Origin of the sequence: Vibrio sp. 10N.286.48.F5 (assembly GCF_041469785.1) — a bacterium.
GTDB classification, from domain to species: domain Bacteria; phylum Pseudomonadota; class Gammaproteobacteria; order Enterobacterales; family Vibrionaceae; genus Vibrio; species Vibrio crassostreae_C.
In genome coordinates, this window is record NZ_JBFRLG010000027.1 from 41167 (window position 1) to 67014 (window position 25848).

23 protein-coding genes are annotated in these 25848 nt (G+C 46.9%); 8 read left to right on the forward strand and 15 right to left on the reverse strand.

The window, feature by feature from the left end:
• Nucleotides 1–35: 35 nt before the first annotated feature.
• The 4 genes from atpG to glmU all read left to right on the forward strand — a co-directional run bounded on the left by atpG (nt 36) and on the right by glmU (nt 4325).
• Nucleotides 36–902, forward strand: a complete 867-nt coding sequence (atpG, locus tag AB4185_RS14925; protein WP_016794171.1) for a F0F1 ATP synthase subunit gamma — start codon at nt 36–38, stop codon at nt 900–902.
• A 34-nt stretch (nt 903–936) separates the two neighbouring features.
• The gene (atpD, locus tag AB4185_RS14930; protein WP_017058792.1) at nt 937–2340 is read left to right on the forward strand and encodes a F0F1 ATP synthase subunit beta; all 1404 of its coding nucleotides are present in this window, start codon (nt 937–939) and stop codon (nt 2338–2340) included.
• An 18-nt stretch (nt 2341–2358) separates the two neighbouring features.
• Nucleotides 2359–2781, forward strand: a complete 423-nt coding sequence (locus AB4185_RS14935) for a F0F1 ATP synthase subunit epsilon (protein WP_004735742.1) — start codon at nt 2359–2361, stop codon at nt 2779–2781.
• Nucleotides 2782–2963: 182 nt separating this feature from the next.
• Nucleotides 2964–4325, forward strand: coding sequence for a bifunctional UDP-N-acetylglucosamine diphosphorylase/glucosamine-1-phosphate N-acetyltransferase GlmU (gene glmU, locus AB4185_RS14940; RefSeq protein ID WP_372135612.1), 1362 nt, complete (start codon nt 2964–2966; stop codon nt 4323–4325).
• A 124-nt stretch (nt 4326–4449) separates the two neighbouring features.
• On the opposite strand, the gene punC is transcribed toward glmU, so the two are convergent.
• The gene (punC, locus tag AB4185_RS14945; protein ID WP_017063021.1) at nt 4450–5661 is read right to left on the reverse strand and encodes a purine nucleoside transporter PunC; all 1212 of its coding nucleotides are present in this window, start codon (nt 5659–5661) and stop codon (nt 4450–4452) included.
• Between the two features lie 163 nt (nt 5662–5824).
• On the opposite strand from punC, the gene punR reads away from it, so the two are divergent.
• Entirely contained in the window at nt 5825–6739 is a 915-nt protein-coding gene (gene punR / locus AB4185_RS14950; protein WP_372106610.1) for a DNA-binding transcriptional activator PunR, read from the forward strand.
• Between the two features lie 97 nt (nt 6740–6836).
• Here the strand turns inward: punR and ilvA are convergent, their stop codons facing one another.
• Genes ilvA through ilvG form a run of 5 tightly spaced genes read right to left on the reverse strand, consistent with a single transcriptional unit; the run spans nt 6837 to nt 13173 of the window.
• Nucleotides 6837–8381 (reverse strand): threonine ammonia-lyase, biosynthetic, encoded by a 1545-nt coding sequence (gene ilvA, locus AB4185_RS14955; protein ID WP_102426595.1) that lies wholly within the window; start codon nt 8379–8381, stop codon nt 6837–6839.
• A 3-nt stretch (nt 8382–8384) separates the two neighbouring features.
• The gene (ilvD, locus tag AB4185_RS14960; protein WP_065584155.1) at nt 8385–10226 is read right to left on the reverse strand and encodes a dihydroxy-acid dehydratase; all 1842 of its coding nucleotides are present in this window, start codon (nt 10224–10226) and stop codon (nt 8385–8387) included.
• A gap of 33 nt (nt 10227–10259) precedes the next feature.
• Nucleotides 10260–11228 carry a branched-chain amino acid transaminase gene (locus AB4185_RS14965; RefSeq protein WP_372116946.1) on the reverse strand — a complete coding sequence of 323 codons (969 nt, stop codon included), beginning with the start codon at nt 11226–11228 and terminating at the stop codon, nt 10260–10262.
• A gap of 12 nt (nt 11229–11240) precedes the next feature.
• On the reverse strand, nt 11241–11525 hold the full coding sequence (gene ilvM, locus AB4185_RS14970; RefSeq protein WP_017055442.1) for an acetolactate synthase 2 small subunit: 285 nt from the start codon (nt 11523–11525) through the stop codon (nt 11241–11243).
• 1 nt (nt 11526) lies between these two features.
• Nucleotides 11527–13173: an acetolactate synthase 2 catalytic subunit gene (ilvG, locus tag AB4185_RS14975; protein WP_017058784.1), complete on the reverse strand. Its 1647-nt coding sequence runs from the start codon at nt 13171–13173 to the stop codon at nt 11527–11529.
• A gap of 472 nt (nt 13174–13645) precedes the next feature.
• On the opposite strand from ilvG, the gene AB4185_RS14980 reads away from it, so the two are divergent.
• On the forward strand, nt 13646–15169 hold the full coding sequence (locus AB4185_RS14980; protein ID WP_017058783.1) for a YifB family Mg chelatase-like AAA ATPase: 1524 nt from the start codon (nt 13646–13648) through the stop codon (nt 15167–15169).
• Nucleotides 15170–15231: 62 nt separating this feature from the next.
• On the opposite strand, the gene AB4185_RS14985 is transcribed toward AB4185_RS14980, so the two are convergent.
• From AB4185_RS14985 to AB4185_RS15010, 6 genes are all read right to left on the reverse strand, one after another.
• Nucleotides 15232–16188, reverse strand: a complete 957-nt coding sequence (locus AB4185_RS14985; RefSeq protein ID WP_017066751.1) for a DUF2860 domain-containing protein — start codon at nt 16186–16188, stop codon at nt 15232–15234.
• A gap of 140 nt (nt 16189–16328) precedes the next feature.
• Nucleotides 16329–16928: a thiol:disulfide interchange protein DsbA/DsbL gene (locus tag AB4185_RS14990; RefSeq protein ID WP_017063015.1), complete on the reverse strand. Its 600-nt coding sequence runs from the start codon at nt 16926–16928 to the stop codon at nt 16329–16331.
• A gap of 55 nt (nt 16929–16983) precedes the next feature.
• Nucleotides 16984–17970, reverse strand: coding sequence for a serine/threonine protein kinase (locus AB4185_RS14995; protein ID WP_017058781.1), 987 nt, complete (start codon nt 17968–17970; stop codon nt 16984–16986).
• A gap of 73 nt (nt 17971–18043) precedes the next feature.
• The gene (gene ccoG, locus AB4185_RS15000) at nt 18044–19462 is read right to left on the reverse strand and encodes a cytochrome c oxidase accessory protein CcoG (protein WP_065584151.1); all 1419 of its coding nucleotides are present in this window, start codon (nt 19460–19462) and stop codon (nt 18044–18046) included.
• A gap of 326 nt (nt 19463–19788) precedes the next feature.
• Nucleotides 19789–20052 (reverse strand): YihD family protein, encoded by a 264-nt coding sequence (locus AB4185_RS15005; RefSeq protein ID WP_009848104.1) that lies wholly within the window; start codon nt 20050–20052, stop codon nt 19789–19791.
• Nucleotides 20053–20183: 131 nt separating this feature from the next.
• Complete coding sequence (locus AB4185_RS15010) at nt 20184–20351, reverse strand: hypothetical protein (protein WP_004739323.1); 168 nt, start codon at nt 20349–20351, stop codon at nt 20184–20186.
• A gap of 283 nt (nt 20352–20634) precedes the next feature.
• Here AB4185_RS15010 and AB4185_RS15015 point away from each other — a divergent pair, with 283 nt between their 5' ends.
• Nucleotides 20635–21426, forward strand: coding sequence for a sporulation protein (locus AB4185_RS15015; protein WP_017058778.1), 792 nt, complete (start codon nt 20635–20637; stop codon nt 21424–21426).
• Between the two features lie 156 nt (nt 21427–21582).
• Nucleotides 21583–22236: a hemolysin III family protein gene (locus AB4185_RS15020; RefSeq protein WP_372100677.1), complete on the forward strand. Its 654-nt coding sequence runs from the start codon at nt 21583–21585 to the stop codon at nt 22234–22236.
• Here the strand turns inward: AB4185_RS15020 and AB4185_RS15025 are convergent.
• The 3 genes from AB4185_RS15025 to trkA all read right to left on the reverse strand — a co-directional run bounded on the left by AB4185_RS15025 (nt 22233) and on the right by trkA (nt 25782).
• Nucleotides 22233–22838, reverse strand: a complete 606-nt coding sequence (locus AB4185_RS15025) for a DUF3157 family protein (protein WP_371721171.1) — start codon at nt 22836–22838, stop codon at nt 22233–22235. The genes AB4185_RS15020 and AB4185_RS15025 overlap by 4 nt on opposite strands.
• A gap of 26 nt (nt 22839–22864) precedes the next feature.
• Nucleotides 22865–24310 (reverse strand): TrkH family potassium uptake protein, encoded by a 1446-nt coding sequence (locus AB4185_RS15030; protein WP_372100678.1) that lies wholly within the window; start codon nt 24308–24310, stop codon nt 22865–22867.
• A gap of 95 nt (nt 24311–24405) precedes the next feature.
• Nucleotides 24406–25782, reverse strand: a complete 1377-nt coding sequence (gene trkA / locus AB4185_RS15035; protein ID WP_004735766.1) for a Trk system potassium transporter TrkA — start codon at nt 25780–25782, stop codon at nt 24406–24408.
• Nucleotides 25783–25848: the final 66 nt, after the last annotated feature.

Consider the following 25848-nt stretch of genomic DNA (forward strand, 5'->3'; position numbering starts at 1 on the left):
TTAGGGCCACCTCATACCATTAACGGAGAGTAACGATGGCCGGCGCAAAAGAGATACGTAATAAAATCGGTAGTGTTAAAAGCACACAGAAGATTACGAAAGCAATGGAAATGGTAGCAGCTTCAAAAATGCGTCGTTCTCAAGACGCAATGGAAGCTACTCGTCCATATGCAGAAACAATGCGTAAAGTGATCGGTCATTTGGCTAATGGTAGCCTCGAGTATAAGCATCCTTATCTTGAGGAACGTGAAGCCAAACGTGTTGGTTACATCATCGTTTCTACAGACCGTGGTCTTTGTGGTGGTTTGAACATTAACTTGTTCAAAAAAGCCATGAACGACATGAAAGATTGGTCTGAGAAAGGTGCTGACGTTGAACTTGCAATTGTAGGTTCAAAAGCGACAGCATTTTTCAACAACAGCGGCGCGAAAGTAGCAGCTCAAGTTTCTGGTCTGGGCGATCGCCCAAGCCTTGAAGACTTGATTGGCTCTGTAAGCGTTATGCTGAAGAAATATGATGAAGGCGAATTAGATCGCCTGTTCGTAGTGTTCAACAAGTTTGAAAACACTATGGTTCAAGAACCAACGATCGATCAATTACTTCCTTTGCCTAAATCAGACAGCGAAGAAATGAAACGCAGTCATTCTTGGGACTACATTTATGAGCCCGAGCCAAAACCACTACTAGATGCACTACTGGTTCGCTATGTCGAATCTCAAGTGTACCAAGGTGTGGTTGAGAACCTTGCTTGTGAGCAAGCGGCTCGAATGATTGCAATGAAATCAGCAACAGATAACGCTGGTGACATTATTGATGACTTAGAACTTGTGTATAACAAAGCGCGTCAAGCGGCGATTACACAAGAACTTTCTGAGATCGTTTCAGGCGCAGCTGCGGTTTAAGCTTAGGTAAAACTAAATAGTTAGAGGATTAACGATGGCTACAGGTAAGATCGTACAGATCATCGGTGCGGTAGTCGACGTAGAGTTCCCACAGGGTGAAGTACCTCGTGTATACGACGCTCTGAATGTTAATGAAGTACAAGAACGTCTAGTTCTTGAAGTTCAGCAACAACTTGGCGGTGGCGTAGTTCGCGCAATCGTAATGGGTAGCTCTGATGGTTTACGTCGTGGTTTGACAGTTGAAAATACTGGCGCTCCAATCTCAGTACCAGTAGGTACTAAGACATTGGGTCGTATCATGAATGTCCTAGGTGACGCGATTGATGAGTGTGGCGAGATTGGTGCTGAAGAGCATTACGCCATTCACCGTGAAGCTCCAAGCTATGAAGAGCAGTCTAACGAGACAGCTCTTCTAGAAACTGGTGTTAAAGTAATCGACTTGATTTGTCCATTCGCTAAGGGTGGTAAAATCGGTCTATTCGGTGGTGCTGGTGTAGGTAAGACCGTTAACATGATGGAACTTATCAACAACATCGCACTTCAACACTCAGGCCTATCTGTATTTGCAGGTGTAGGTGAGCGTACTCGTGAAGGTAACGATTTCTACTTTGAGATGCAGGAAGCAGGTGTTGTAAACATCGAAAAACCTGAAGAATCAAAAGTAGCGATGGTTTACGGTCAGATGAACGAGCCACCAGGTAACCGTCTACGTGTTGCCCTGACTGGCCTAACAATGGCAGAGCGCTTCCGTGACGAAGGTCGTGACGTTCTACTGTTCGTTGATAACATCTACCGTTACACACTAGCAGGTACTGAAGTATCAGCACTTCTAGGTCGTATGCCTTCTGCGGTAGGTTACCAACCTACACTGGCTGAAGAAATGGGTGTTCTACAAGAGCGTATCACGTCAACTAAAGCTGGTTCTATCACGTCTGTACAGGCGGTATACGTACCTGCGGATGACTTGACTGACCCGTCTCCAGCAACAACGTTCGCTCACTTGGATGCAACGGTTGTACTTAACCGTAACATCGCATCTATGGGTCTATACCCTGCGATCGACCCGCTAGATTCTACTTCACGTCAACTGGATCCATTGGTAGTTGGACAAGAGCACTACGACATCGCTCGTGGCGTTCAGTCTACTCTTCAGCGCTATAAAGAGCTGAAAGATATCATTGCTATCCTAGGTATGGACGAGCTATCTGAAGAAGATAAGCAAGTTGTATCTCGTGCTCGTAAGATTGAGAAGTTCCTAACTCAGCCTTACCACGTAGCGGAAGTATTTACAGGTGACCCAGGCATTTACGTACCTCTTAAAGAGACTCTACGTGGCTTCCAAGGTCTTCTATCTGGTGAATACGATGACATTCCAGAGCAAGCGTTCATGTACTGTGGTGCAATTGACGAAGCTATCGAGAATGCTAAGAAGCTATAAGGCTAACTAGGAGGCGATATGGCAGCAATAACCTTTCACCTAGACGTTGTAAGTGCAGAGAAACAAATTTTCTCAGGCCTTGTTGAGACGTTTCAGGTGACCGGTAGTGAGGGTGAGCTTGGTATTTTCCATGGTCATACTCCACTGCTGACCGCTATCAAGCCTGGTATGGTGCGTATTGTTAAGCAGCACGGCCACGAAGAAATCATTTATGTTTCTGGTGGTATGGTAGAAGTTCAGCCTGGTACAGCGACTGTACTGGCTGATACAGCTATCCGTGGTGAAGAACTAGACGCAGCAAAGGCGGAAGAAGCTAAACGCAAGGCTGTGGAGAATATCCAAAATCAGCATGGCGACATAGACTTCGCACAAGCGGCCGGTGAACTGGCTAAAGCCATTGCTCAGTTACGAGTTATCGAACTGACAAAACAGCGTCGTTAATCTTTTTAAGATTACAGACTCTGAGATAAAGGCGACCTAAGGGTCGCCTTTTTGCATTTTTAGATTCTCAAAAATGCTTCTTTTACGTATCACTACTGGTTAAATGGTTATTGCGATTTAATTTTTTGCCCAAAAACGGTTACAATATCGGCTTAATAAAAATAACGTTGGATAGGTTTACAATGAAGTTTAGCGCGGTAATTCTCGCGGCGGGCAAAGGCACTCGCATGTATTCAAACACACCAAAGGTTCTGCACACACTTGCGGGTAAGCCAATGGTGAAGCATGTTATCGATACATGTAATGGTCTAGGCGCTCAAAACATCAACCTGGTTTACGGCCACGGTGGTGATCAGATGAAGGCTACCTTAGCTGAAGAATCTGTAAACTGGGCACTGCAAGCTGAACAGCTCGGCACAGGTCACGCTGTGGATCAAGCATCTGCACATTTCGCTGATGATGAAAAAGTATTGGTGCTCTACGGTGATGTTCCACTAATCTCACCTGAAACCATTGAAAACCTATTAGACGCTCAACCAAACGGTGGCATCGCGCTACTTACTGTCGTGTTAGACAACCCGATGGGCTACGGACGTATTATTCGTCGTAATGGCCCTGTTGTGGCTATCGTTGAACAGAAAGATGCAACGGATGAGCAGAAGCTTATCAAAGAGATCAACACTGGCGTTATGGTGGCGACTGGTGGCGATCTCAAGCGCTGGTTGTCTGGCCTAAGTAACGACAACGCACAGGGTGAATATTACCTGACTGACGTTATCGCAGCGGCTCACGACGAAGGTCGTGCAGTTGAAGCGGTACACCCAGTAAGCCCAATTGAAGTGGAAGGCGTAAACGACCGCTCTCAACTGGCTCGTCTAGAGCGCGCTTACCAAGCTGAGCAAGCAGACAAACTATTGAAGCAAGGCGTAATGCTACGCGACCCAAGCCGCTTTGATCTGCGTGGTGAACTGCAGTGCGGTATGGACGTTGAGATTGATACTAACGTTATCATCGAAGGCAGCGTAAGCATTGGCGATAACGTGGTTATCGGCACTGGCTGCGTGCTGAAAGACTGTGAGATCGATGACAACACAGTTATTCGTCCATACAGCGTAATCGAAGGAGCGACTGTTGGTGAAGACTGTACGGTTGGTCCATTTACTCGCCTACGCCCTGGTGCAGACATGCGTAACGATTCGCACGTTGGTAACTTTGTTGAAGTGAAGAACACTCGCCTTGGTGAAGGTTCTAAAGCGAATCACCTAACGTACTTGGGCGATGCTGAAATTGGTCAGCGTGTAAACGTAGGGGCGGGTGCAATTACTTGTAATTATGATGGTGCGAATAAGTTTAAGACCATCATTGGCGACGACGTATTCGTTGGTTCAGACAGCCAATTAATCGCGCCTGTTACGATTGGTAATGGTGCGACGGTTGGTGCTGGCTCTACAGTGACGCGTGATGTGTTGGAAAATGAGCTGGTTATCAGCCGAGCTAAAGAGCGCAAGATCGCTGATTGGAAACGTCCGACTAAGAAAAAGTAGTCTCTTAACAAATAAGATGATTTAAATGAAAGTCAGTAGTACCGCTACTGGCTTTTTCTTATTTATCTAGATATAAAAAAAGAGCGAGTAATCTCGCTCTTTTTTGTTTTCGTTAACTTAGAAACTAGTCTTGTTTCTCGTCAGCGACTACTCGAGAGTTGTCAGGTGTCGCGAAGTGTTCAGAAAGCTCTTTGTTCGAAACAATATAGCCAACCCACAACGCACCCAAACAGATCACAACGGCAATACCCGTCGCGCTTAGTGCTTGGCTAGCCATTGCCGCGACCAATGCACTTGATAGGCCACTGATACTGATTTGCAGGCTGTTTTGTAGACCAGCAGCTGTTGCTGGGCTTTGTTTAGCGCTTGATAGAGCACGGTTTACTACGATTGGGTAAAGTGCGCCGTTTGCGACAGCAATCAAACAGAAAGGCGCAAGTAGAGGCCAGATTGACGTCAGTTCCCACTGTGATGCGATAAAGATAAGCATCGCCGCTACACTGAACAAACCGATAAGGTTTCTTAGTACAACGCCATCGCCATATTTCTTCACTGCTTGCTTACCGAAGTAACCACCCGCCATGAACGCGATTGTTTGTGGGATAAAGCTCAAACCGATGTCTTTTGCTTCATAACCTAGCTGAGCCATGATCTCAGGCATACCCGTTAGGTAAGCGAAGAACGCTGCCGATGCTGATGCAAACATTAAAACATTACCCATGTAAGGCTTTGATTTAAGCAACATCTTGATGTCTGTCTTAATCGATGTTTGTTTTACTTCGGGCGCTTCTTTTGGTTGAGCCATTGTTGTTGCCACTAGCAGTGCACCCATCAAGGTTAATGTGATGAAGATGCTGTGCCAGCCAAAGCTATCCGCCAGTAACACACCTAGCTGAGGTGCTAATGCAGGAGATAGCGCAACCAAAGGCATGATGGTTGCAAAAATTTGTTGGCTACTGCTTTGTGAGTAACGCTTGATAACCATTGCTTGCCAGATTACCGCAGGAGCACATACGCCGATCGCTTGAATGAAGCGCAGTGTCAGTAGATGCCATACCTCGGTGCTGAATGCTAAGCCGAATGAAGCTGCAGTAAAGATAACAAGACCAACCGCCAGCGTATTACGGTGACCATACTTGTCACTCGCCAGACCCCAAAGAAGCTGACCCATTGCCATACCGCCAAGGAATACCGTTAAAGACAGGGCAATCTGCTCTGGGCCGGTTGCGAAATCAACTTCCATTGCCTTAAATGCAGGAAGGTACATATCGGTCGCAATAAAGCCAAGCATTGAAAGAACTGCAAGGTAGACCAATTGAAATTTAGAAATATTCATAAGATGCCATTAAGCTAAAGGTAGTGATGTTTTTATCATCAAAAAAATTGTTTGATATACAGAAGTGAAAGCCCCTGTTTATTTATGCTGACATTCTATTTTTCAGACCTGATAAAATAAAACGCTAAAATATGTGGTTATCAATCAAAAAATTTGAAGGCTTATGTTCTCTAAATCCTCTTTAGAAATGCTCGATACGGTAGCGCGCTTGGGCAGTTTTACCGCGGCGGCTGAGCAGTTGCACAAAGTGCCCTCGGCGATCAGTTATGGTGTCAGACAGGTCGAACAAGAACTGGATGTGCTGCTTTTCAGGCGTTTACCGAGAAAGGTTGAGCTCACTCCGGCAGGTGAACTGTTCATTGAAGAGGCGCGTGCACTACTGAGGCAAATGGAAGAGGTCAGTGCCCAGACTCGTCGAGCAGCTCGAGGTTGGAAGAAAACCTTGCGTCTGACGCTCGATAATGTGGTGAAGCTCGACAAGATGAAGCCGATGATTGAAGAGTTCTATCAAACCTTTGAGTTTGCCGAACTTCAGATCAACATGGAGGTGTTTAACGGCTCATGGGAAGCGATTGCACAGGGCAGGGCGGATATCGTGATTGGCGCCACCTCAGCTGTGCCAGTTGGTGGCGATTTTGAAGTCAAAGACATGGGGCAATTAGATTGGGCATTTGTAATGTCGCCAAGTCACCCGTGTGTGCGCGAACAGAACCTCAATGAAGAGTTCGTGAGCCAATATCCAGCCATCTGCTTGGATGATACCTCCAGTGTGCTCCCTAAGCGACACACAGGCCACTACTCAAGTCAAAGACGCCTGTTGTTACCCAATTGGTATAGCGCAATTGAATGCCTTAAAAATGGAGTAGGGGTGGGTTATATGCCGAGGCACATTTCCGCGCCAATTATCGAACAAGGCTTGCTGGTGGAAAAAATACTGCCTGAACCGAGTCCGCAGAGTCATTGTTGTTTGGTGTGGCGAAAAGACGATAACCATAAGTTGATCGAGTGGATGGTGAAATACCTAGGATCGAGTGAACAACTTCACCAAGATTGGTTGGATCATCGCAAGGCGATCTAATGATCTTAGCGAGAAGATCCTTTTCAAGTTTGAGTTGAATCAGCACCAATAAAAAGAGCGAGTAAATACTCGCTCTTTTTGATTCGGTCGTTAACTCTTATGACAAGAAGAACTTGTAGGAAGGGTTATCGGTTTCATCTTTACACTGATAGCCAAGCTCTCGTAGATGTGTTGAGAACTGAGCTAAATCATCATCATCCAGTTCGAATCCACACAATACACGGCCGTAATCAGCGCCGTGGTTACGGTAGTTGAACAGGCTGATATTCCAATGGGTACCTAAGGTATCAAGGAACTTAATCAATGCTCCTGGGTATTCAGGAAACTCGAAGCTGTATAGGCGCTCTTTCAATGGTTTTGATGGTTTGCCACCAATCATGTAACGAATGTGCAGTTTTGCCATCTCATCATCAGACAGATCGACGACTGGATAGCCACCTTCACGCAGGTCGTTGATGATGTGATCGAGTTCTTCTTGTCCACCATTGAGACGTACACCGACGAAGATGTTCGCTAGGCTGTCATCGTTATGACGGTAGTTAAACTCAGTCACAGCACGGCCGCCAATGATATTACAGAACTCTAGGAAGGCACCTTGTCGCTCAGGAATAGTAACCGCAAGTAGACCTTCGCGCTTTTCACCCAGCTCACAACGTTCAGACACATAGCGCAGACCATGGAAGTTGGTATTAGCACCAGAAAGTACAGTTGCCAGTTGTTTGCCTTGCAGTTGGTTCTGCTCTGCAAACTTCTTTAAACCAGCCAGAGCAAGCGCACCAGAAGGCTCGGCAATCGCACGAGTGTCTTCAAAGATGTCTTTGACCGCAGAGCAGATCTCATCGCTAGACACGGCAATGTGACCATCGATGTACTGCTGACACAGACGGAATGTCTCTTCACCAATGCGTTTAACCGCAACGCCATCGGCAAACATGCTGACTTGATCCAGTACTACTGGCTCACCGGCATCCAGTGCTGCTTTCAAGCAAGATGAATCTTCAGGTTCAACCGCGATGACTTTTATTTCCGGCATCAATTGCTTAACTAGCACGGCAACACCCGCAGCCAAACCACCACCACCGACAGGCACAAAGATGTAATCCATGTGACCATTTTGCTGAAGCATTTCCATACCCATGGTGCCCTGTCCGGCGATCACCAATGGGTGATCGAATGGAGGCACAAAGGTGTAGCCATGTTCAGCGGAAAGGCGTTCTGCTTCAGCTTTAGCTTCATCAAAGTTGCTGCCGTGTAGAACTACGTTACCGCCAAAGCCACGTACCGCATCAACCTTGATGTCTGGTGTGGTTTTTGGCATCACAATCGTGGTTTGAATACCAAGCTTAGAACCGGACAGCGCCATACCTTGAGCATGGTTACCTGCCGATGCTGCAATCACACCTGCGGCTTTCTGTTGCTCTGAAAGGCTTGATACCATGTTGTAGGCACCACGTAGCTTGAACGAGTGGACCGGCTGACGGTCTTCACGCTTTAGCTGAACCTGATTACCAATGCGAGCACTTAAGCGAGGCATCTCTTGCAGAGGTGTCACGATTGCGGCTTCGTAAACTGGCGCTCTCAGGATCTGACGCAGATAATCTGCGCCAGTTTGTTTTTGGGGACTGACCGTGTCATCACTCATAGACTAGCCCTCTAGCTTAGACTTATCACGCACGGCGCCTTTGTCGGCACTGGTCGCCATGCTTGCGTAAGCTTTCAGTGCGAAAGACACTTCACGCTGACGGTTTTCTGGTTTCCAGCCTAGTGCGTCTTGCTTAACACGACGCGCTTCTAGTTCAGCTTCAGGCACATCAAGTGTGATCGAACGGCTAGGGATGTCGATAGTGATGATATCGCCAGTGTTTACTAGACCAATCACACCGCCACTTGCTGCTTCTGGAGAAGCGTGACCGATAGACAGACCCGATGTACCACCCGAGAAACGACCATCTGTTAATAGAGCACAAGACTTGCCTAGACCCATAGATTTTAGGTAAGTGGTTGGGTAAAGCATTTCTTGCATGCCCGGACCACCTTTAGGACCTTCGTAACGAATAACAACCACTTCGCCCGCTTTCACTTTGCCACCTAAGATGCCATCAACAGCACTATCTTGGCTTTCAAATACGATAGCAGGACCTTGGAATTTCAGGTTCTCTTCATCAACACCTGCTGTCTTAACGATACAACCGTCAACGGCGATGTTGCCTGAAAGTACGGCTAGGCCACCTTCTTGGCTGAATGCATTCTCTTTAGTACGGATACAACCTTCTTTACGGTCGTCATCAAGACGATCCCAACGGCAATCTTGTGAGAAGGCTTTGGTGGTACGAATACCTGCTGGGCCCGCGCGGAAGAACTTAAGTACCGCTTCGTCTTCTGTCTGCATGATGTCGTATTGAGCTAGCTGCTCTTGCATGCTTAGGCCAAGTACAGTGCGAGTTTGGTTGTTCAGTAGGCCTGCGCGGTCTAGTTCACCTAGGATAGCCATAACACCACCAGCGCGGTGAACGTCTTCCATGTGGTATTTAGGTGTTGAAGGCGCAACCTTACATAGGTGTGGAACGCGGCGAGACATCTCGTCGATATCACCCATATCAAAGTCGACTTCACCTTCTTGAGCTGCTGCCAATAGGTGAAGAACGGTGTTACTCGAGCCACCCATTGCGATATCTAGAGCCATTGCATTTTCAAAGGCTGCGCGGTTCGCGATGTTACGAGGCAGTGCTGATGCGTCATCTTGCTCGTAGTAACGCTTAGTCAGGTCAACGATACGCTTACCAGCATTGATGAATAGCTCTTCACGGTCAGCGTGCGTTGCTAGCATAGAACCGTTACCAGGCTGAGATAGGCCTAGCGCTTCAGTTAGACAGTTCATTGAGTTAGCCGTGAACATACCTGAACAAGAACCACATGTTGGACATGCAGAACGTTCTACTTGCTCACTTTGCTCATCAGAAATCGTTGGATCGGCACCTTGGATCATTGCGTCAACAAGGTCGAGCTTGATGATCTGATCTGAAAGCTTGGTTTTACCCGCTTCCATTGGGCCACCAGAAACAAAGATCACTGGGATGTTAAGGCGCATTGCAGCCATCATCATTCCCGGAGTGATTTTGTCACAGTTAGAGATACATACCATCGCATCCGCACAGTGAGCATTCACCATGTACTCTACTGAGTCCGCGATAAGCTCACGTGATGGCAGTGAGTACAGCATGCCACCGTGACCCATTGCGATACCATCATCAACTGCGATGGTGTTGAATTCTTTAGCGATACCGCCCGCTTTCTCGATTTCACCTGCTACCAATTGACCCATATCTTTAAGGTGAACGTGGCCTGGTACGAATTGAGTGAAAGAGTTTACAACTGCGATGATTGGCTTACCGAAGTCATCATCTTTAACGCCAGTTGCACGCCATAAAGCGCGCGCACCAGCCATGTTGCGTCCGTGGGTAGTCGTTGCTGAACGATAGATTGGCATTGCTTAAATCCTTATAAAATATTTGGCTGTTGCTTACTTAGTTGTTTGCGTTTGGTTTTCTGAAGTTTGGTCTGCTGGGTAGACGTAGTCTAACCAGCCCCACTTATCTTCAGTGGTTCCATTGAATAGACCAAAGTAAGCCGCTTGAACTTTTTCAGTGATAGGACCGCGTTTGCCTTCACCTACTGTAATTTTGTCTACACTGCGAACCGGAACGATCTCTGCAGCTGTGCCTGTCATGAATACTTCATCGGCAAGGTATAGCGCTTCACGAGCAATGTTCTCTTCACGGATTTCGTAACCCATGTCTTTTGCTAGTGTCATGATTGAATCACGGGTGATGCCTGGTAGAATCGCGCTGGTTGCTGGTGGCGTTGATAACACACCATTACGAATCACAAAGATGTTCTCGCCTGCACCTTCTGAAAGGTAACCATCGACGCTCAGTGCGATACCTTCATCGTAACCATGACGACGAGCTTCACCACCAACCAGTAATGAAGATAGGTAGTTACCACCGGCTTTCGCAGCGGTAGGGATAGTATTTGGAGCGGCACGATTCCAGCTTGAGATCATTGCGTCTACGCCATTCTCTAGCGCTTCTTCACCTAGGTAAGAACCCCAAGGGAAAGCAGCGATGATAAGTTCCATCTCAGTGTTTTCTGGAGGGCATACGCCCAAACCTACGTTACCAACAAAGCCGAGAGGGCGGATGTACGCTGACTCTAGCTTATTTTGACGTAGCGTTTCGCGAGTCGCTTCCATAATTTCTTCCTCAGTGTAAGGAATAGGGAAGCGGTAGATTTTTGCTGAGTCTTTTAGGCGCTTAGCGTGCTCAGGGTGACGGAAAATAACCGGACCCTTTGGTGTGTTGTAGCAACGAACACCTTCAAATACGGAAGTACCGTAGTGCATTGCGTGAGTCAGGACGTGAACGTTCGCCTCTGCCCAAGGAACCATCTCACCGTTAAACCAAATATAGTCTGCCGTTTTAGCTGTCATGTTTGTGGTTCCTTATGCGTTTATCTTTTGTTGTAAGTTGTTGTTTGGCAATTCATTACGACTGATAGAGATAACGTCAACGGTACGCACATCCCACAGCTTTTCGATTTGATTGACTAAGAAAGAGATCGGACGGTCACTGTCTACAATGATCTCAACACTCGCCACTTTGCTTTCGTGGTTTTGAGTGCCCGCTACTTGCTTAACAATAAAGCCACGGTGGCGGATAACACGAAGAACACGCTCTAGTAGTACAGGCTTATCATCGGCTTTGATGTCTAATAGGTATCTTTTCATGTTATGTGTTCTCCAACATCTCACTGTTTGAAGCACCTGGCGGTACTAGTGGCCATACGTTCTCTTCTTCATCGATAAGAACATGAAGTAGGTAGGCGGTTTTGCTCTCTAGCATCTCTTTTAGTGCTGGCTCTACTTCTTCTTTACGCGTGATGGTTTTACCCGGGATATCGAACGCTTTCGCTAGCATTACGAAGTCTGGGTTGTCATCTAGGATAGTTTCACTATGGCGGCCATCGAAGAACAACGATTGCCATTGGCGAACCATACCCAAGCGAGAGTTGTTAAGAAGTACCATCTTCACTGGGATTTGGCGGCGTTTCAGCGTGCCAAGCTCTTGCACGTTCATCATGAACGAGCCATCACCAGAGATAAGAATAGATTGGTCATCAGGACGCCCAACCGAAGCACCCATTGCAGCTGGCAAGCCAAAGCCCATGGTGCCTAAACCGGCAGAGGTAATGAAGTTCTGTGGATCGCGAGGCTGAATGTGCTGAGCTGCCCACATTTGGTGTTGGCCCACATCAGTCGATACGATAGAGCTTGCTGGCATCATGTCTGACAGTTGCTTCAACAGCAGTGGAGCAAAAATCAGATCACCAGGGTGGTCGTAACGCCATTTGAATGAGCTACGAAGACCTTCAGAGTGATGAACCCAAGAGGAGATGTCTTGGCTTAGCTCTAGTTGAGGCATGATCTTGTTGATGTCACCGCGAATTGGCGCATTGGCAAGACGCAGTTTGCTGAACTCAGCGGCATCGATATCGATATGGATAACCTTAGCATGCGGCGCAAAGGTATCGAGTTTGCCAGTTACTCGGTCATCAAAACGAGCACCGACAACAATCAACAGGTCACTCTCTTGAACCACAAGGTTAGCGGCTTTAGTGCCGTGCATACCCAGCATGCCAAGGTAGTGTGGGTCGTCACGTTCGATAGTGCCCAAGCCTTTCAGTGTGCTTACTGCTGGCATTGGGTTTAGGCGTAAAAACTCACGAACCGCATCGGTTGCTTTAGCAAGTTGAACACCACCACCTACGTATAAAACAGGACGGGTCGCTTGAGACAAAAAGTACTGTGCCTGTTCAATGGCATCAGTTGTCGCAACAGGAATTGCGGGTGGAGTAAATTCAGGAAGAGCATTAACAGGTGCTTCTGCTAGTTGAACGTCTTTAGCGATATCGACGATAACCGGGCCAGGGCGGCCAGACTTTGCTACCACAAACGCTTCAGCGAGGGTTGGAGCTAGCTCTTCAATATCAGTTACTAGGTAGCTGTGTTTAGTACATGACAGAGACATACCAATCACATCCATTTCTTGGAATGCATCGGTACCAATGTGGGAACTTGCAACCTGACCTGTGATAGCAACCAATGGGATTGAATCCATAAAGGCATCAGCAAGGCCAGTGACTAGGTTGGTTGCACCTGGTCCCGAGGTTGCCATACAAACAGCGACATCTTGTGTTGCTCTAGCCATGCCGATCGCGGCCATAGCGGCGCCTTGCTCATGGCGACATAGGATATGTTCAACCCCGCCGTCATAGAGTGCATCGTAGATTGGCATGATGGCACCACCGGGGTAACCAAATACGGTCTCAATTCCTTGTTGCTTGAGTGCGGATACGACTAGTTCTGCGCCTTTCATCGGAATTCTCCCGTATTACCTTTATTTTGGTAACTGTTTCCTTTGTCTCTGCACATCTTGTGCTCCCATTCTTCCTGTAAATCGGCAAAGCCGAAAATGCTCAAAAATATAAAAATCGAATGTTTAAATTAGAAAAAACCCCCGGACTTGTCAGTGCGGGGGTTTTTTCTAATTCGTGGTTACTTTCTTCCCACTCGCCCCCGCGCAGTCTTAATAATGACTACGATAATCAGGTTAATCAGTGCGTAAATGCGAGCGTTAAAAATCATAATATTCGAGTTTTCTCGTTTATTGTCTTCAGTAAATGTCTACATCTCTAGTGTTATCACACAAATCTGCCGCATGACAAGGGAAATGTCATTCTTTTTTCACATTAAAATACCATTCCACCAAGCTATATAACAACCTTATCGCTTTGGTGAGCAACGAATATCCAGAGCGAATACTTTTAAATCAAAGACAAAGGAAAGTTATGGGACTCGCGATAATTCATAGCCGAGCTAGTGTGGGTGTAGAGGCGCCAGAAGTGACCGTTGAGGTGCATATAAGCAACGGAATGCCTGGCTTCACGCTGGTGGGTCTACCTGAAACAACGGTCAAGGAATCTAAAGACCGAGTGAGAAGCGCGATCATCAATTCTCGCTTTGAGTTTCCATCGAAAAGAATCACGGTCAATCTCGCCCCAGCCGATTTGCCCAAAGAAGGTGGCCGTTTTGACCTGCCCATCGCGCTTGGGATTTTGGTGGCGTCAGATCAGCTTCCGACATCAAAAATAGCTCAACATGAATTTATCGGTGAGTTGGCATTGTCAGGAGAACTTCGCTCGGTAAAGGGCGTTTTGCCTGCGACGTTAGCCGCCGACAGTGTAGAGCGATGCTTAGTTGTCCCACATCATAACGGTGATCAGGCTGCGCTGGTGGGCAAGGGAGCGCATAAATCTGCACAAACCTTGTTGGAGGTTTGTGCTGACATGTGTGGACAGGCTCAGCTTGGGCTATATAGAACGGAACATCATCAGGCTGATGTTTCAGTGCTTCGCGACCTACAAGATATTATCGGCCAACAACAAGGAAAGCGAGCTCTAGAGATAGCCGCTGCTGGGAATCATAACTTATTGTTTCTTGGCCCACCCGGAACCGGAAAAACTATGCTCGCTTCTCGACTGCGTGACCTATTACCTGAAATGAGTGATGACGAAGCGATGGAAACCGCGTCGGTGGCCTCGTTAACGCAACAAGAAATCAATCAATACAACTGGAAGCAACGACCTTTTCGCTCTCCTCACCATTCCAGTTCAATGGCGGCATTAGTGGGTGGTGGTTCGGTGCCTCGCCCCGGAGAGATCTCTTTAGCGCATAACGGCTTATTGTTCTTAGATGAGATGCCGGAGTTTGAGCGCAAGGTGCTTGATTCATTACGAGAGCCACTAGAGTCGGGCGAGATCATTATCTCCCGTGCTGCGGGCAAGACTCGTTTTCCTGCGCGTTTTCAATTGGTCGGTGCACTTAACCCAAGTCCAACGGGTTATTACGAAGGTAACCAGGCGCGCGCCAACCCACAGATCATCCTGCGTTACCTCAATCGCTTATCTGGGCCCTTGCTGGATAGGTTCGATATGTCATTGGAGATACCTCTGTTGCCAAAAGGAATGTTGGCCGAAGGCGGTGATCGCGGTGAAACCACTCAAGTAGTTAAGCAAAGGGTTAGGCAGGCGCGAGAGTTAATGCTATCTCGCAACCATAAATCGAATGCACTGTTAGGTAGCCGAGAAATTGAGAAGTATTGCCCACTGCGACGCGAAGATGCAGAGTTTCTTGAGACAGCACTACATCGCTTGGGTTTATCGATTCGTGCTTATCATCGAATTATTAAGGTGGCACGAACCATTGCCGACCTTGACGGTAACGAGCAGATCGAAAAGAAACATCTATCAGAAGCGCTAGGCTATCGCGCGATGGATCGCTTGCTGAAACAACTCACGGCTCAAGCTGTCTAGCAAGCAGAAAAAGCCTGCTTAGATGCAGGCTTTCGTTGGATTGCAGTTCATACTCGCTAAGGTTAGAACTTGTAGTTCAAGCCAACTGAAACGATATATTGAGACTCGTCGTAGAAGGTAATGTTCGAGTCGCTGGTGCCGTAGCCTGCCAGTGAAATAAACGACCAGTTTTCCCAATCCATGAATTGATCATACTCATAGGCGGCGAATAGGTTGATATTGTCGTCGCTGCGTTTCTTGTCGTAGATCGGGTTGCTCGCATCGTAAGAGCGTTGGTTGTAACCCGCTGTTAGTGCGTACTTGTGACGCCCCATGCCACCAAACAAGCTTACCTCACCACCGAATTGGTCGTAAGATTCAGCTTTACCATCAGCATCACGTGTTTGATAGATGACGGATGGAATAAGCATCATGGTACGACTAAGTGGCAGGCGATATTGACCTTTCAAGTAGAGAGTATTGGCATCTCGTTTGAGCTCTTGATCTTGAATATCATCCTTGTCGACATCTTTGGTCGCATAGGCCATGTCTAGCGAGAAAGCTGAGCCCGCAATGTTGCTTAGCTTCAAACGAAACGCATTGCCAGTTTCATCGGTCTTGGTGCGAGCTGATGTGGTGTTGTATGGATCAGCCCAAGTTTCACCAGACATAATGGTTGGCAGCAGTGAAGCGTCGATCACCATGCCTGACTCAAGTTGGTATTTGTAACCGACTTCGAGAACTACAGTACCTGTTGCTACATCATCTCGCGCGGTACCTGTGTATACCTGATGGTTTAGCTTTTCACCAAAGGTATAAGCAACACTACCTAAAGGAGCAACCAGAAAAGAGCTTTCCGAAGAAGCCTTCTGATCTGTGGATGAAAGATTGCTATCAGCATCGGTATTAAAGTTCGAGGTGGAAGAGGTAACCCCGGTATTGAGAGAGATTTCACCACTGAAACCTTGTTGGTCTGCAAGCTTGGCAAAAGCGGGAGAAGCCGCAACGCTCAATGCCAAGAGAGTTATTTTTATTTTCATTCAAGGGCTCCTTGCCCACCGGTTCTTAGGACGGGTTATTAATAGCAGTAAAGCTTTAAACTTCCAGGTTAATTATTTATCAATAATGATTTTTGAACTAGCAAAAAAAAAGGAAGCCGAAGCTTCCTTTCATCAATGGCTTACTTCTTTAATAAGAAGTTCACGAGCTCGAAGTACTCATCAAGAGAGTTGATACCTTGAGCTTCTACTAGGTAGCGGTTGTTAACCACAACAGCGGGTACACCTGAAAGGCCGCTGTCTTTGAATGCTTTGTCGAAGCGACGAACCATAGAATCTACAGCAAAGCCGTTATACGCAGCATCGAATTTCTTCGCATCAACGCCTTCGTCTAGGAAGATTTGACGCAGTTCTTCTTCATCACGTGGTGGCTTGTTCATTGTGTGGATGCGGTTAAACATCACTGGCACCATTTTATCTTCAACTTTCAGTGCAATCATTGTCGCGTAAGCTTTGCTCATTGGCAGACCCATGTTGCCACCCATAAATGAAACATGGTTCTTCTGTAGCTTAGCGTCTTTAGGTAGCTGTTGTTTTAGCTGCTGGATGATTGGCTCAAAGCTATTACAGTGTGGGCAGTAAAAAGAGAAGAACTCTGTCACCATTGGTTTTTTTGATGCTTCTAGGTCGAGAACTTTGTAGTGTTCACCTTCGTTAAATTTCGCAGCGTGAGCGGTAAGGCTCAACATGATCAATGAGAAAAATGCGAATAGCTTTTTCATTTATCCAATCTCCATTATGTTTGAATTTTTATCTAGTTGTATGTTGCGATTGCTGTTACCACTGAGGCATTAACGAAAGTGGTGGCTCTTGCAGGGTAGCAATTTGCTCTTTACAAGCAAGTACTTGTTGCTCCCAATATTTCGGATCATTAAACCACGGGAAGGCCAGAGGAAACGCAGGATCGTGCCATCGTTTCGCCAACCATGCCATGTAATGCACCATACGTAGACCGCGTAGTGGTTCGATTAGTTTCAGTTGTGCGGTATTAAAATCGCAAAACTCTTGGTAACTCTCTAGCAAAATATCCAGTTGCATCAGCTTATCTTGGCGCTCGCCATTGAGCAGCATCCACAGATCTTGTATCGCAGGGCCGTTACGTGCGTCATCAAGATCGACGAACATTGGCCCATCGCGCCACAAAATATTGCCAGGGTGGCAGTCACCGTGCAGGCGGATATTCTCAATGTTGCTCGGCCACTGGCTCTCTAGCTCTTTGATCAGAAGGTCAACGTCATTGAAGAAGGCATTTTCTAGGTGCGTCGGGATAAACTGAGAGTTCTCTAGAATCTTACGTGGCTGATAAAGGTATTCATCTAAGCTGATGGTCGGGCGATGCTGGAATGTTCTTCCCGCGCTGGCTTTATGAATACGACCAAGAAAGCGTCCTACGCCTTCCAATTGATCTAGATTGTCAACTTCATACTGTCTGCCGCCAACACTTTCAAATAGTGCAAATAGGTAGCCTTGGTATTCATGTAAGGTTGCACCGTTGATTCGCATTGGAGGCGCAACCGGCATCTCTTGTTCGATAAGCTCGAGTGCGAAGTCATGCTCTTCTTGGATCTGTGCCTTGTTCCAGCGTTGTGGACGGTAAAACTTAACGACGTAGCGCTTACGGTCTTCATCGGTGAACTGATAGACACGGTTTTCGTAACTGTTGAGAGCGAGAAGCCCGGATTCAGCGCGAACTCCGATGCTCTCCAGTGCGTACCACATGAAGTCAGGAGTCAGGTTATCAAAGTTAAAGGCTTGCATCGTCATAGAATAAAAAAGGCTCATTACTGAGCCTTTTTCCATTTATTGGGTTGTTATACCAAGCACTACGGTGCGGGTATCAGAGCTTCTTGATAAAGCGGCTTTCGACTTCCATCGTAAACTCTTCATTATCCGAGAGTATAAACTGAATTGTCGAAACTGGTGAGCTCAGTTTTTCTGGGTCGGCGCCCAAACTGATAGGTAGGTTCAAAACCTCGCCTGGATCGACAGTAATCGTCTGTTTACCATACCAGATAGAATCGGGCAGTCCGCTAACATCGAGTTTGTACTCTTGCTCTTGTTGAGTCTTGTTGATCACTTTCAAGGTGTAGGTGTTTTCAACCAACCCTTGGTTATTGACTCTAAACAGTTGGTTTCGGTCACGCAGAACACTTAGGCCGGCAGGATCAACGCTCGCGATTTGGGCGAAGAACAAGCCCAGCATCACGATCAAGATAGCGCCATAGCCCAACAGCTTGGGACGCATTACCTTGGTCGAGTGACCTTCAAGTCTGTGCTCGGTGGTGTAATTGATCAGGCCTTTCTCATAGCCCATACGCTCCATCGTGTTGTCACAGGCATCAATACACGCGCCGCAGTTAATACACTCGTATTGCAGGCCGTCACGGATATCGATACCCGTAGGGCACACTTGTACACACAGATTACAGTCAATACAGTCGCCTAGACCAAGCTCTTTTGGATCGGCTTTACGAGAGCGAGGGCCACGGCTTTCACCACGTTCTGTGTTGTAACCAACGATGAAGGTGTCTTTATCGAACATTGCCGACTGGAAACGCGCGTAAGGACACATGTGCAGACAAACAATTGAACGCATCCAACCCGCATTGGCATAAGTACATCCAGCAAAGAACAGTACCCAAAACACCGGCCAGAAAGACGAGTTAAAAGTAAAGAAGCCAACCACTAACTCTTTGATTGGGATGAAGTAACCAACAAAGGTTAAGCCCGTCGCAATGGCAATCGCCCACCACGCAATGTGTTTGAGGGTTTTTCTGAGGATTAAATTGCTCGTCAGTTTGCCCGAGTCTTGTTTTCTTCGCTTATTGGCAGCGCCTTCTAGCTTCTCTTCGAACCAGATATACATGAAGGTCCAGACGGTTTGTGGGCATAAATAGCCACACCAGACACGGCCTAAGAAGGTGGTTATGAAAAACAGGCCAAACGCGGCAATCATAAATAGGATCGCGAGTAGGGTCAGATCTTGCGGGTATAAGGTGGTGCCAAAGAAGTTGAACTGTTGGCTGCCGATATCGAGCAAGATCGCTTGACGTTCACCAAAGGGAATCCATGGGATAAGCGCAAAAAGTAAAAGTAAGAACCAACCGCCATAGCGACGCAGTTGTTGGAATTTACCTTTGCTTTCTCGAACATAGATTCGGTTACTTGGGTTAAATCGATCTCCATTACCTTTATGTGTTTTCGGGTTAAAGGTTTTAGGAGTCACATCTTTGATATCGATTTTATCCTGACTCATGGACTATCCTTTTTGTGGCTTGTTTGCCCGGTTAAGTCGGGCATGACGACATTACTTGAAAGTATGGTTTAGAGAACCTGTTGAAATTGAGCTTGGTGCATTTGTTGTTATCGCACTCACTCTTATTATTTTAGAAGATTCTTATGGATGGCGATTATAGCGACAATCTTGTTCTCATTTCTTTAACGCTATCAACCTTTAACAACAAAAGTCATAACAGTTGTGACGAAAAAATAGCGAACAGAAACAAAAAAGCGACCTGGTGGTCGCTTTTTAAAATTGAGTGTTTTATCTATACGGCAATTGAGCTCTAAACTAACGGGCGACTAAAGAAGGCCACGTGCTTTTAGAATTGCGGTTTTGAAATCATCTTCTTGGTCTTTTTTCAGGCCCGGGATCATCTCATCTTTTTCGCTGTTGCGCATTTTTAGGTGATAGATAAGAACATCGTCAGTCAGTTCTTCAAGCTTGCCTTGGTAGCCCGCTTCTTTTGATAGCTTAATGATGAACTCTAATAGGTTAAGCTCTTGATCTTTCTGCCACTCAGGCTCCATCAGTTCAAGCAGTTCTTCAATGCGGTGACACTTCATACTTTATTTCTCCACAAATTTTATAATGATTTGTGGCTAAGGTATCAAATCGGGTAGGGAATACCAATGTGTAAACACATTTCAAGATGGGAGCGGGCAAGAAAAAAGCGCAGTAAAAACTGCGCTTTTTGTTAAGCGGCTTTAATCACTTTCGTTGTAGTCGGTGCTAATAAAGCAGTCTTCTCAACTAGAGTCATTGTAGGAGCCAATTTCTTAGCCGTTGGAGCAGCAACAAAGCCACTACGACGACGCATCGCACTACGGTTGGTGTGCGAGAACCTGACAGCTGTTGGGCGCATTAATTTACCTAACGGTCAGGCATATCCATTGCCAATCTAATGGCCTGATTTACCATGAGCTCCACCTCAATTGCTTGAAGCGTCACTCGTCTGGCTTTCGCCAATCCGAAGAATAAATCAGGATAATGATATGCATGCATATCAAGGCTTAGATTATCACTATCTAAGTTATCGATCGACGCCTGAGTGATAAATAGACGATATTAGAGCTAAAATAGTGTGAGCAGTATATTTGAGTTTGAACCTCTTTCAGGCTTAAGATGATGCTTTAAAGGAGGTGCATATGTCGTTCTTAAAGAAAACGTTAGCAAGTTTTGGAATTGGATCTGCCAAGGTGGATTCTGTATTGCAACAGGAAGTGCTTTATCCAGGCAAGAAGGCGAGCATTATTGTGCATGTCTATGGTGGCGCTCAGCCACAAGAGATCGACAATATCGATCTCAACTTGTGCTGTCGTTACGTCAAAGAAATTACTATGAATTCGCAAAGGCAAGAGGGCGGTCAAACACGTCGAATGCACCAGACATACTCGTTGGCCAAATGGAGCCTGCCGTATGCCTTTGTTATTCAGCCGGGTGAAACCCGTGATTTTGAATGTGAGTTTGATGTCCCGCTGAACACACCTGTCACGATTGGTGATTCAAAGGTGTGGCTAGAAACCGGGCTCGATATTGCGATGGCGATTGATCCATCGGATAAAGACATCTTAACGGTGCGCCCTGACGCACTCCTCGATGGTATTTTTAACGAGCTTGAAGCTCAAGGGCTGCGTATTCGCCAAGTGGAGTGTGAAGCGGTAGAAGGCTTTGAACTGCCATTTGTACAAGAGTTCGAGTTTGTTCCTACCACTGGTCCATATCATGGCCGTTGGCGTGAGCTTGAGGTTGTAGCTCATCGTGATGAAACTGAGCTTAAGTTGTGGTTTGAGATAGACCGTAATCGCGATGGTGCAAAAGGCATGTTGGCGAGCTTGTTAGGCATTGGCCAACTGCAGCGTCAATTGAGTGTGCCATTGGATACGTCACCACAAGATGCGGGCAAGATGGTACTTGAGTATCTAGACAACGCATCTTAGTTAGCTCTTTGGTTCTGTAGCTTTAGAGACCTTAGCTTCATCACACCGTTTAGGCGTTATTAATGTCATAAAAGATGTCATAAAAATTTAAGCTTACACGTGTAAGCTTAATGTGCAATACTAGGCAAATCGAACATTTACTCTAGTAGGATAATCATGTCTGCATCATCGGCGAGCGAATACAGTGACATCGAAGAACGCGCCAATGCGATAACCCATGGCTTGGGTGTTGTGCTTGGCGTGGTTGGTTTAGTCCTGCTGCTGATTCGTGCGTTTGACCATCAAGCCGACATACTGACTATTGCGAGTATGGCGGTATATGGCAGCAGTATTATCCTACTCTTTCTCGCTTCCACGCTTTATCACTCGATCACCACAGAAAAGACCAAGCGATTACTGAAAACTCTCGATCACTGTGCGATCTACTTATTGATCGCGGGCAGTTACACGCCATTTTTATTGGTGAGTTTAAGAACACCATTGGCGATGGGTTTGATGGCAGTGATTTGGGGTATCGCGCTAGTCGGAATCATTATGAAGATTGCCTTCGTCTACCGATTTAAGCGTTTGTCATTGGTGACTTACTTGGCGATGGGTTGGTTATCGCTGATTGTGGTTTATCAACTGGCGATGAATATCGAGATGGGTGGTTTGGTGCTACTAGCACTCGGTGGCGTGATTTACTCGTTGGGTGTGATTTTCTATGTGGTAAAACGCATCCCTTACAATCATGCCATCTGGCATTTGTTTGTGTTGGCGGGCTGCGCTTGCCATTTCTTCGCTATTTATTTGTACGTGACTCCGGTTTAGCGAGCCAGTACCTCAGTAATCTCAGCTTTAATCTGATATTCAGGGTGTTGTTCTAGGTCGAGCTTGATGAGCTTGCCTTCTTCACCCGTCTTTGGTCGTAGGTATGTGTCGGCCATTCGTTTGATTGATTTCCACACAGCAACTTCTTCTTCTGCCAACAACTCACCTTCTGCAGTAAATACGCTGATGTTAAGTGATACCAAAATGACCGCTTGAGTGCCTTGGTTAGTGATGGCTGTCGGAATGATAAGCTCACCATCTTCATAGCGACTTGCACCCAGTACAACATCCACTCCTGACTGAGACAGCTGTAAGCTTGGCTTCTTACTATCAACCACAATTGTAGTGCCACGCGTGTTCGTTGCGACAGGTACGGCTACGACAGGGGCTGCTGCAATAGGCGCTGCTGAAACAGGCACTGCGATCTCTGATGTTGTCACTGCTGCTTCCGTTTGCTTCGGTGCCACGTATTGCCAAGTAAAATCATCTTTGAGTAACACTTGTTTGCCATCAGGCAATGTGACCATTTGATCAGCAAAGGCAGAACTTACGAATACTGAGTTTGCGAGCAATGCGCCAGCGAGAAGTACGTATGATTTCATCTGTGTTTCCTTGATTTTGTGCTTGGTTAGCGTCGCCAAAAGGCTGGGAAAAATAGAACAATGAGCGTCAGTATCTCGAGTCGCCCCATCAGCATTCCTAAGCTTAGCAACCATTTAGCAGCGTCGGGCAGTGGAGCAAAGTTTCCGGTTGGACCTATCACGCTGCCCATTCCTGGACCAACATTGGCAACGGCTGTGATAGCACCGGATATACTGGTTACAGGATCAAGTCCCATCGCACTCAGCCCACCGGCAATTAAGATAATCGTGATAAAGAACATCAGACCAAATGCAACGAGTGAACGTACGATGTCGTCACTGACTGGTCGTTGATTATAGCGTTGAACAAACACGCCCGATGGATGAATCAGTTTCATCATCTGCTTATGAAGCATGGTCATCGCGATCTGGAAGCGGAAGATTTTGATACCGCCAGAGGTTGAACCTGAGCACGCGCCCGCCATCATTAAAAAGGCAAACAGCGTGGTAGGCAAAGCGCCCCACGCGGTGAAGTCTTCTAAGCCAAAACCGGTTGTGGTGACGACTGACACAATGTTAAACATCGAAACACGCATCGCATCCAATACCGTGTAGCCATCTCTGACCACCAACCATGTCGATATCACAGCACTGGTGACTAAGAATAGGTAAGCGAAGCCTCTCACTTGGGCATCTTTGTAGAGGATAGAGAGCTTTCTACCGCGCAGCGCACTGACAAAGAGTAAAAACGGCAAGCCACCTAAGAACATGAATACAGTACCCACCCAGTGAGCGCTGTTCGAGAAGTGGTTCATAGAACCGTCTGAGGTTGAGTAACCCCCCGTCGACAGTGTTGTGAACGCATGATTGATCGCGTCAAAGATGCCCATGCCTGCAAGCAAATAGCTAATGATGCATAAACCAGTCAGAACCAGATAAACTGCTACGATGTTCTTCGCGACGGTTTTTGCTCGTGGGCTGCTTTTATCTGACCAATCGGATGATTCGGTTTGGAACAGGCGCATACCACCAACGTTGAGCATTGGTAGAACTGCTACCGCCATAACGATAAAGCCGATGCCGCCTAACCATTGCAGTATAGAACGCCACAACAGAATGCTTGGTGCCATGCTGTCTAAGCCGCTTAATACGGTTGAGCCTGTCGTGGTGATACCTGACATGGTTTCAAAATAGGCGTCAGTGAAGCTGATGTGGTTGATGAAGACAAACGGCAGTGCAGCAAAGGCACTGGCTATCGTCCATACCAGAGAGGTGATCAGGAACATGTCCCGCACCCCAAGTCGGAACTTAGCGGAGCGCCCTAAGCTCAAGCAGATGAACGCCACAATGTGCGTGATCACTACCGATTGACCAAACTCGAGGAAGCCACCGGTGCCTGTGAAAAAGGCAACCAATGTGGGGATGTACATGAAAAGGGCGAGTTTTGATAACACTAACCCTATCACTAATAATATCGGACGAAAGTTGACCATAGCTTAATAGACCATAGCTTTAATTGATTACAGCTTTGTGCCGGAGCGCCGTTCTCACAAAAGAAAGTTGCGAGAAGAAGCTCACGAGAACAAGGCTATAAGAAGAACGGGCTCGGTTGGAATAGAGACTCAACATCAGGTACGTATTTCTTGTCCACTAGGAACATCACTACGTGGTCATCTTGTTCGATTACGGTTCTATCGTGCGCGATAAGTACTTCTTCTCCGCGAACAATCGCACCAATAGTGGTGCCCGGTGGTAGCTTGATGTCGCCAATCGCTCGGCCAACCACTTTCGATGTGGTTTCGTCACCGTGAGCAATGGCTTCGATCGCCTCTGCAGCGCCGCGACGTAGAGATGATACGTTAACAATATCAGCACGACGAACGTGAGTAAGCAGCGCAGAAATGGTCGCTTGCTGTGGAGAGATAGCAATATCAATCACGCCACCCTGAACAAGGTCTACGTAAGCACCACGCTGAATCAGTACCATTACCTTCTTGGCACCCATTCGCTTCGCCAGCATTGCTGACATGATGTTGGTTTCATCTTCATTGGTTAGGGCAATGAACACGTCCACTTGATCGATGTTCTCTTCGGTTAGCAGCTCTTGGTCTGCCGCATCGCCACAGAAGACGATGGTGTTTTCTAATTCTTCAGACAGCTTTTCGGCACGAGTGTAGCTGCGCTCGATAAGCTTGATGCTGTAGCTCTGCTCAAGGCGTTTTGCCAAGCTTGCACCAATGTTACCACCACCGACAATCATGATGCGGCGGTACGGTTTCTCTAGGCGTTGTAGCTCACTCATTACTGAGCGGATATGGTTACTCGCTGCCACAAAGAAAACCTCATCATCGGCTTCAATGATGGTGGTGCCTTGTGGGCGAATAGGGCGACCTTGACGGAAAATAGCGGCAACACGGGTATCAATGTGCGGCATGTGCTCACGCAAAGCAGACAGTGCGTTACCCACCAGTGGACCACCGTAGTAGGCTTTTACTGCTACTAGGCTAACCTTCTGTTCAGCAAAGCTCACAACCTGCAGTGCGCCTGGGTATTGAATCAGGCGCTCGATGTAGCTGGTCACTAGTTCTTCGGGTGCGATCAGGTGATCGACTGGGATGGCACCTGATTTGAATAGCGCTTCTTTCTCTTCTAGGTATTGAGGAGAACGAATACGAGCAATTCGGTTCGGCGTATTGAAAAGAGAGAAAGCAACCTGACACGCAGCCATGTTGGTTTCATCCATGTTAGTTACGGCAACTAACATGTCGGCATCTTGCGCACCCGCTTCACGTAGTGTGTTTGGGTGGCTGGCATAACCGTTTACAACCCTAAGGTCGTACTTATCCTGAAGTTCACGAAGTCGGTCAGCATTACGGTCGACAATGGTGATGTCGTTGTTTTCACCAACCAGGTTTTCAGCAAGGGTACCGCCAACTTGTCCAGCACCTAGGATAATGATCTTCATAGCCTTTCTCTTTTCTTTACCGTGGTAATTCTAGTTATCTAACTTTGTTTTGATAATGCACTAGAA

Excerpts from the sequence above, each read along its gene's own strand:
- trkA (WP_004735766.1), bottom strand. The coding sequence starts at position 25,782 with ATGAAGATCATTATCCTAGGTGCTGGACAAGTTGGCGGTACCCTTGCT.
- AB4185_RS14995 (WP_017058781.1), bottom strand. The coding sequence starts at position 17,970 with ATGACGATGCAAGCCTTTAACTTTGATAACCTGACTCCTGACTTCATG.
- AB4185_RS15025 (WP_371721171.1), bottom strand. The coding sequence starts at position 22,838 with ATGAAATCATACGTACTTCTCGCTGGCGCATTGCTCGCAAACTCAGTA.
- AB4185_RS14990 (WP_017063015.1), bottom strand. The coding sequence starts at position 16,928 with ATGAAAAAGCTATTCGCATTTTTCTCATTGATCATGTTGAGCCTTACC.
- punR (WP_372106610.1), top strand. The coding sequence starts at position 5,825 with ATGTTCTCTAAATCCTCTTTAGAAATGCTCGATACGGTAGCGCGCTTG.
- ilvM (WP_017055442.1), bottom strand. The coding sequence starts at position 11,525 with ATGAAAAGATACCTATTAGACATCAAAGCCGATGATAAGCCTGTACTA.
- AB4185_RS14985 (WP_017066751.1), bottom strand. The coding sequence starts at position 16,188 with ATGAAAATAAAAATAACTCTCTTGGCATTGAGCGTTGCGGCTTCTCCC.
- AB4185_RS15015 (WP_017058778.1), top strand. The coding sequence starts at position 20,635 with ATGTCGTTCTTAAAGAAAACGTTAGCAAGTTTTGGAATTGGATCTGCC.
- atpD (WP_017058792.1), top strand. The coding sequence starts at position 937 with ATGGCTACAGGTAAGATCGTACAGATCATCGGTGCGGTAGTCGACGTA.
- ilvD (WP_065584155.1), bottom strand. The coding sequence starts at position 10,226 with ATGCCAATCTATCGTTCAGCAACGACTACCCACGGACGCAACATGGCT.
- AB4185_RS14965 (WP_372116946.1), bottom strand. The coding sequence starts at position 11,228 with ATGACAGCTAAAACGGCAGACTATATTTGGTTTAACGGTGAGATGGTT.
- atpG (WP_016794171.1), top strand. The coding sequence starts at position 36 with ATGGCCGGCGCAAAAGAGATACGTAATAAAATCGGTAGTGTTAAAAGC.
- ccoG (WP_065584151.1), bottom strand. The coding sequence starts at position 19,462 with ATGAGTCAGGATAAAATCGATATCAAAGATGTGACTCCTAAAACCTTT.
- AB4185_RS15010 (WP_004739323.1), bottom strand. The coding sequence starts at position 20,351 with ATGCGCCCAACAGCTGTCAGGTTCTCGCACACCAACCGTAGTGCGATG.
- AB4185_RS15005 (WP_009848104.1), bottom strand. The coding sequence starts at position 20,052 with ATGAAGTGTCACCGCATTGAAGAACTGCTTGAACTGATGGAGCCTGAG.
- AB4185_RS15030 (WP_372100678.1), bottom strand. The coding sequence starts at position 24,310 with ATGGTCAACTTTCGTCCGATATTATTAGTGATAGGGTTAGTGTTATCA.
- AB4185_RS14935 (WP_004735742.1), top strand. The coding sequence starts at position 2,359 with ATGGCAGCAATAACCTTTCACCTAGACGTTGTAAGTGCAGAGAAACAA.
- punC (WP_017063021.1), bottom strand. The coding sequence starts at position 5,661 with ATGAATATTTCTAAATTTCAATTGGTCTACCTTGCAGTTCTTTCAATG.
- glmU (WP_372135612.1), top strand. The coding sequence starts at position 2,964 with ATGAAGTTTAGCGCGGTAATTCTCGCGGCGGGCAAAGGCACTCGCATG.
- ilvG (WP_017058784.1), bottom strand. The coding sequence starts at position 13,173 with ATGAAAGGCGCAGAACTAGTCGTATCCGCACTCAAGCAACAAGGAATT.
- AB4185_RS15020 (WP_372100677.1), top strand. The coding sequence starts at position 21,583 with ATGTCTGCATCATCGGCGAGCGAATACAGTGACATCGAAGAACGCGCC.
- AB4185_RS14980 (WP_017058783.1), top strand. The coding sequence starts at position 13,646 with ATGGGACTCGCGATAATTCATAGCCGAGCTAGTGTGGGTGTAGAGGCG.
- ilvA (WP_102426595.1), bottom strand. The coding sequence starts at position 8,381 with ATGAGTGATGACACGGTCAGTCCCCAAAAACAAACTGGCGCAGATTAT.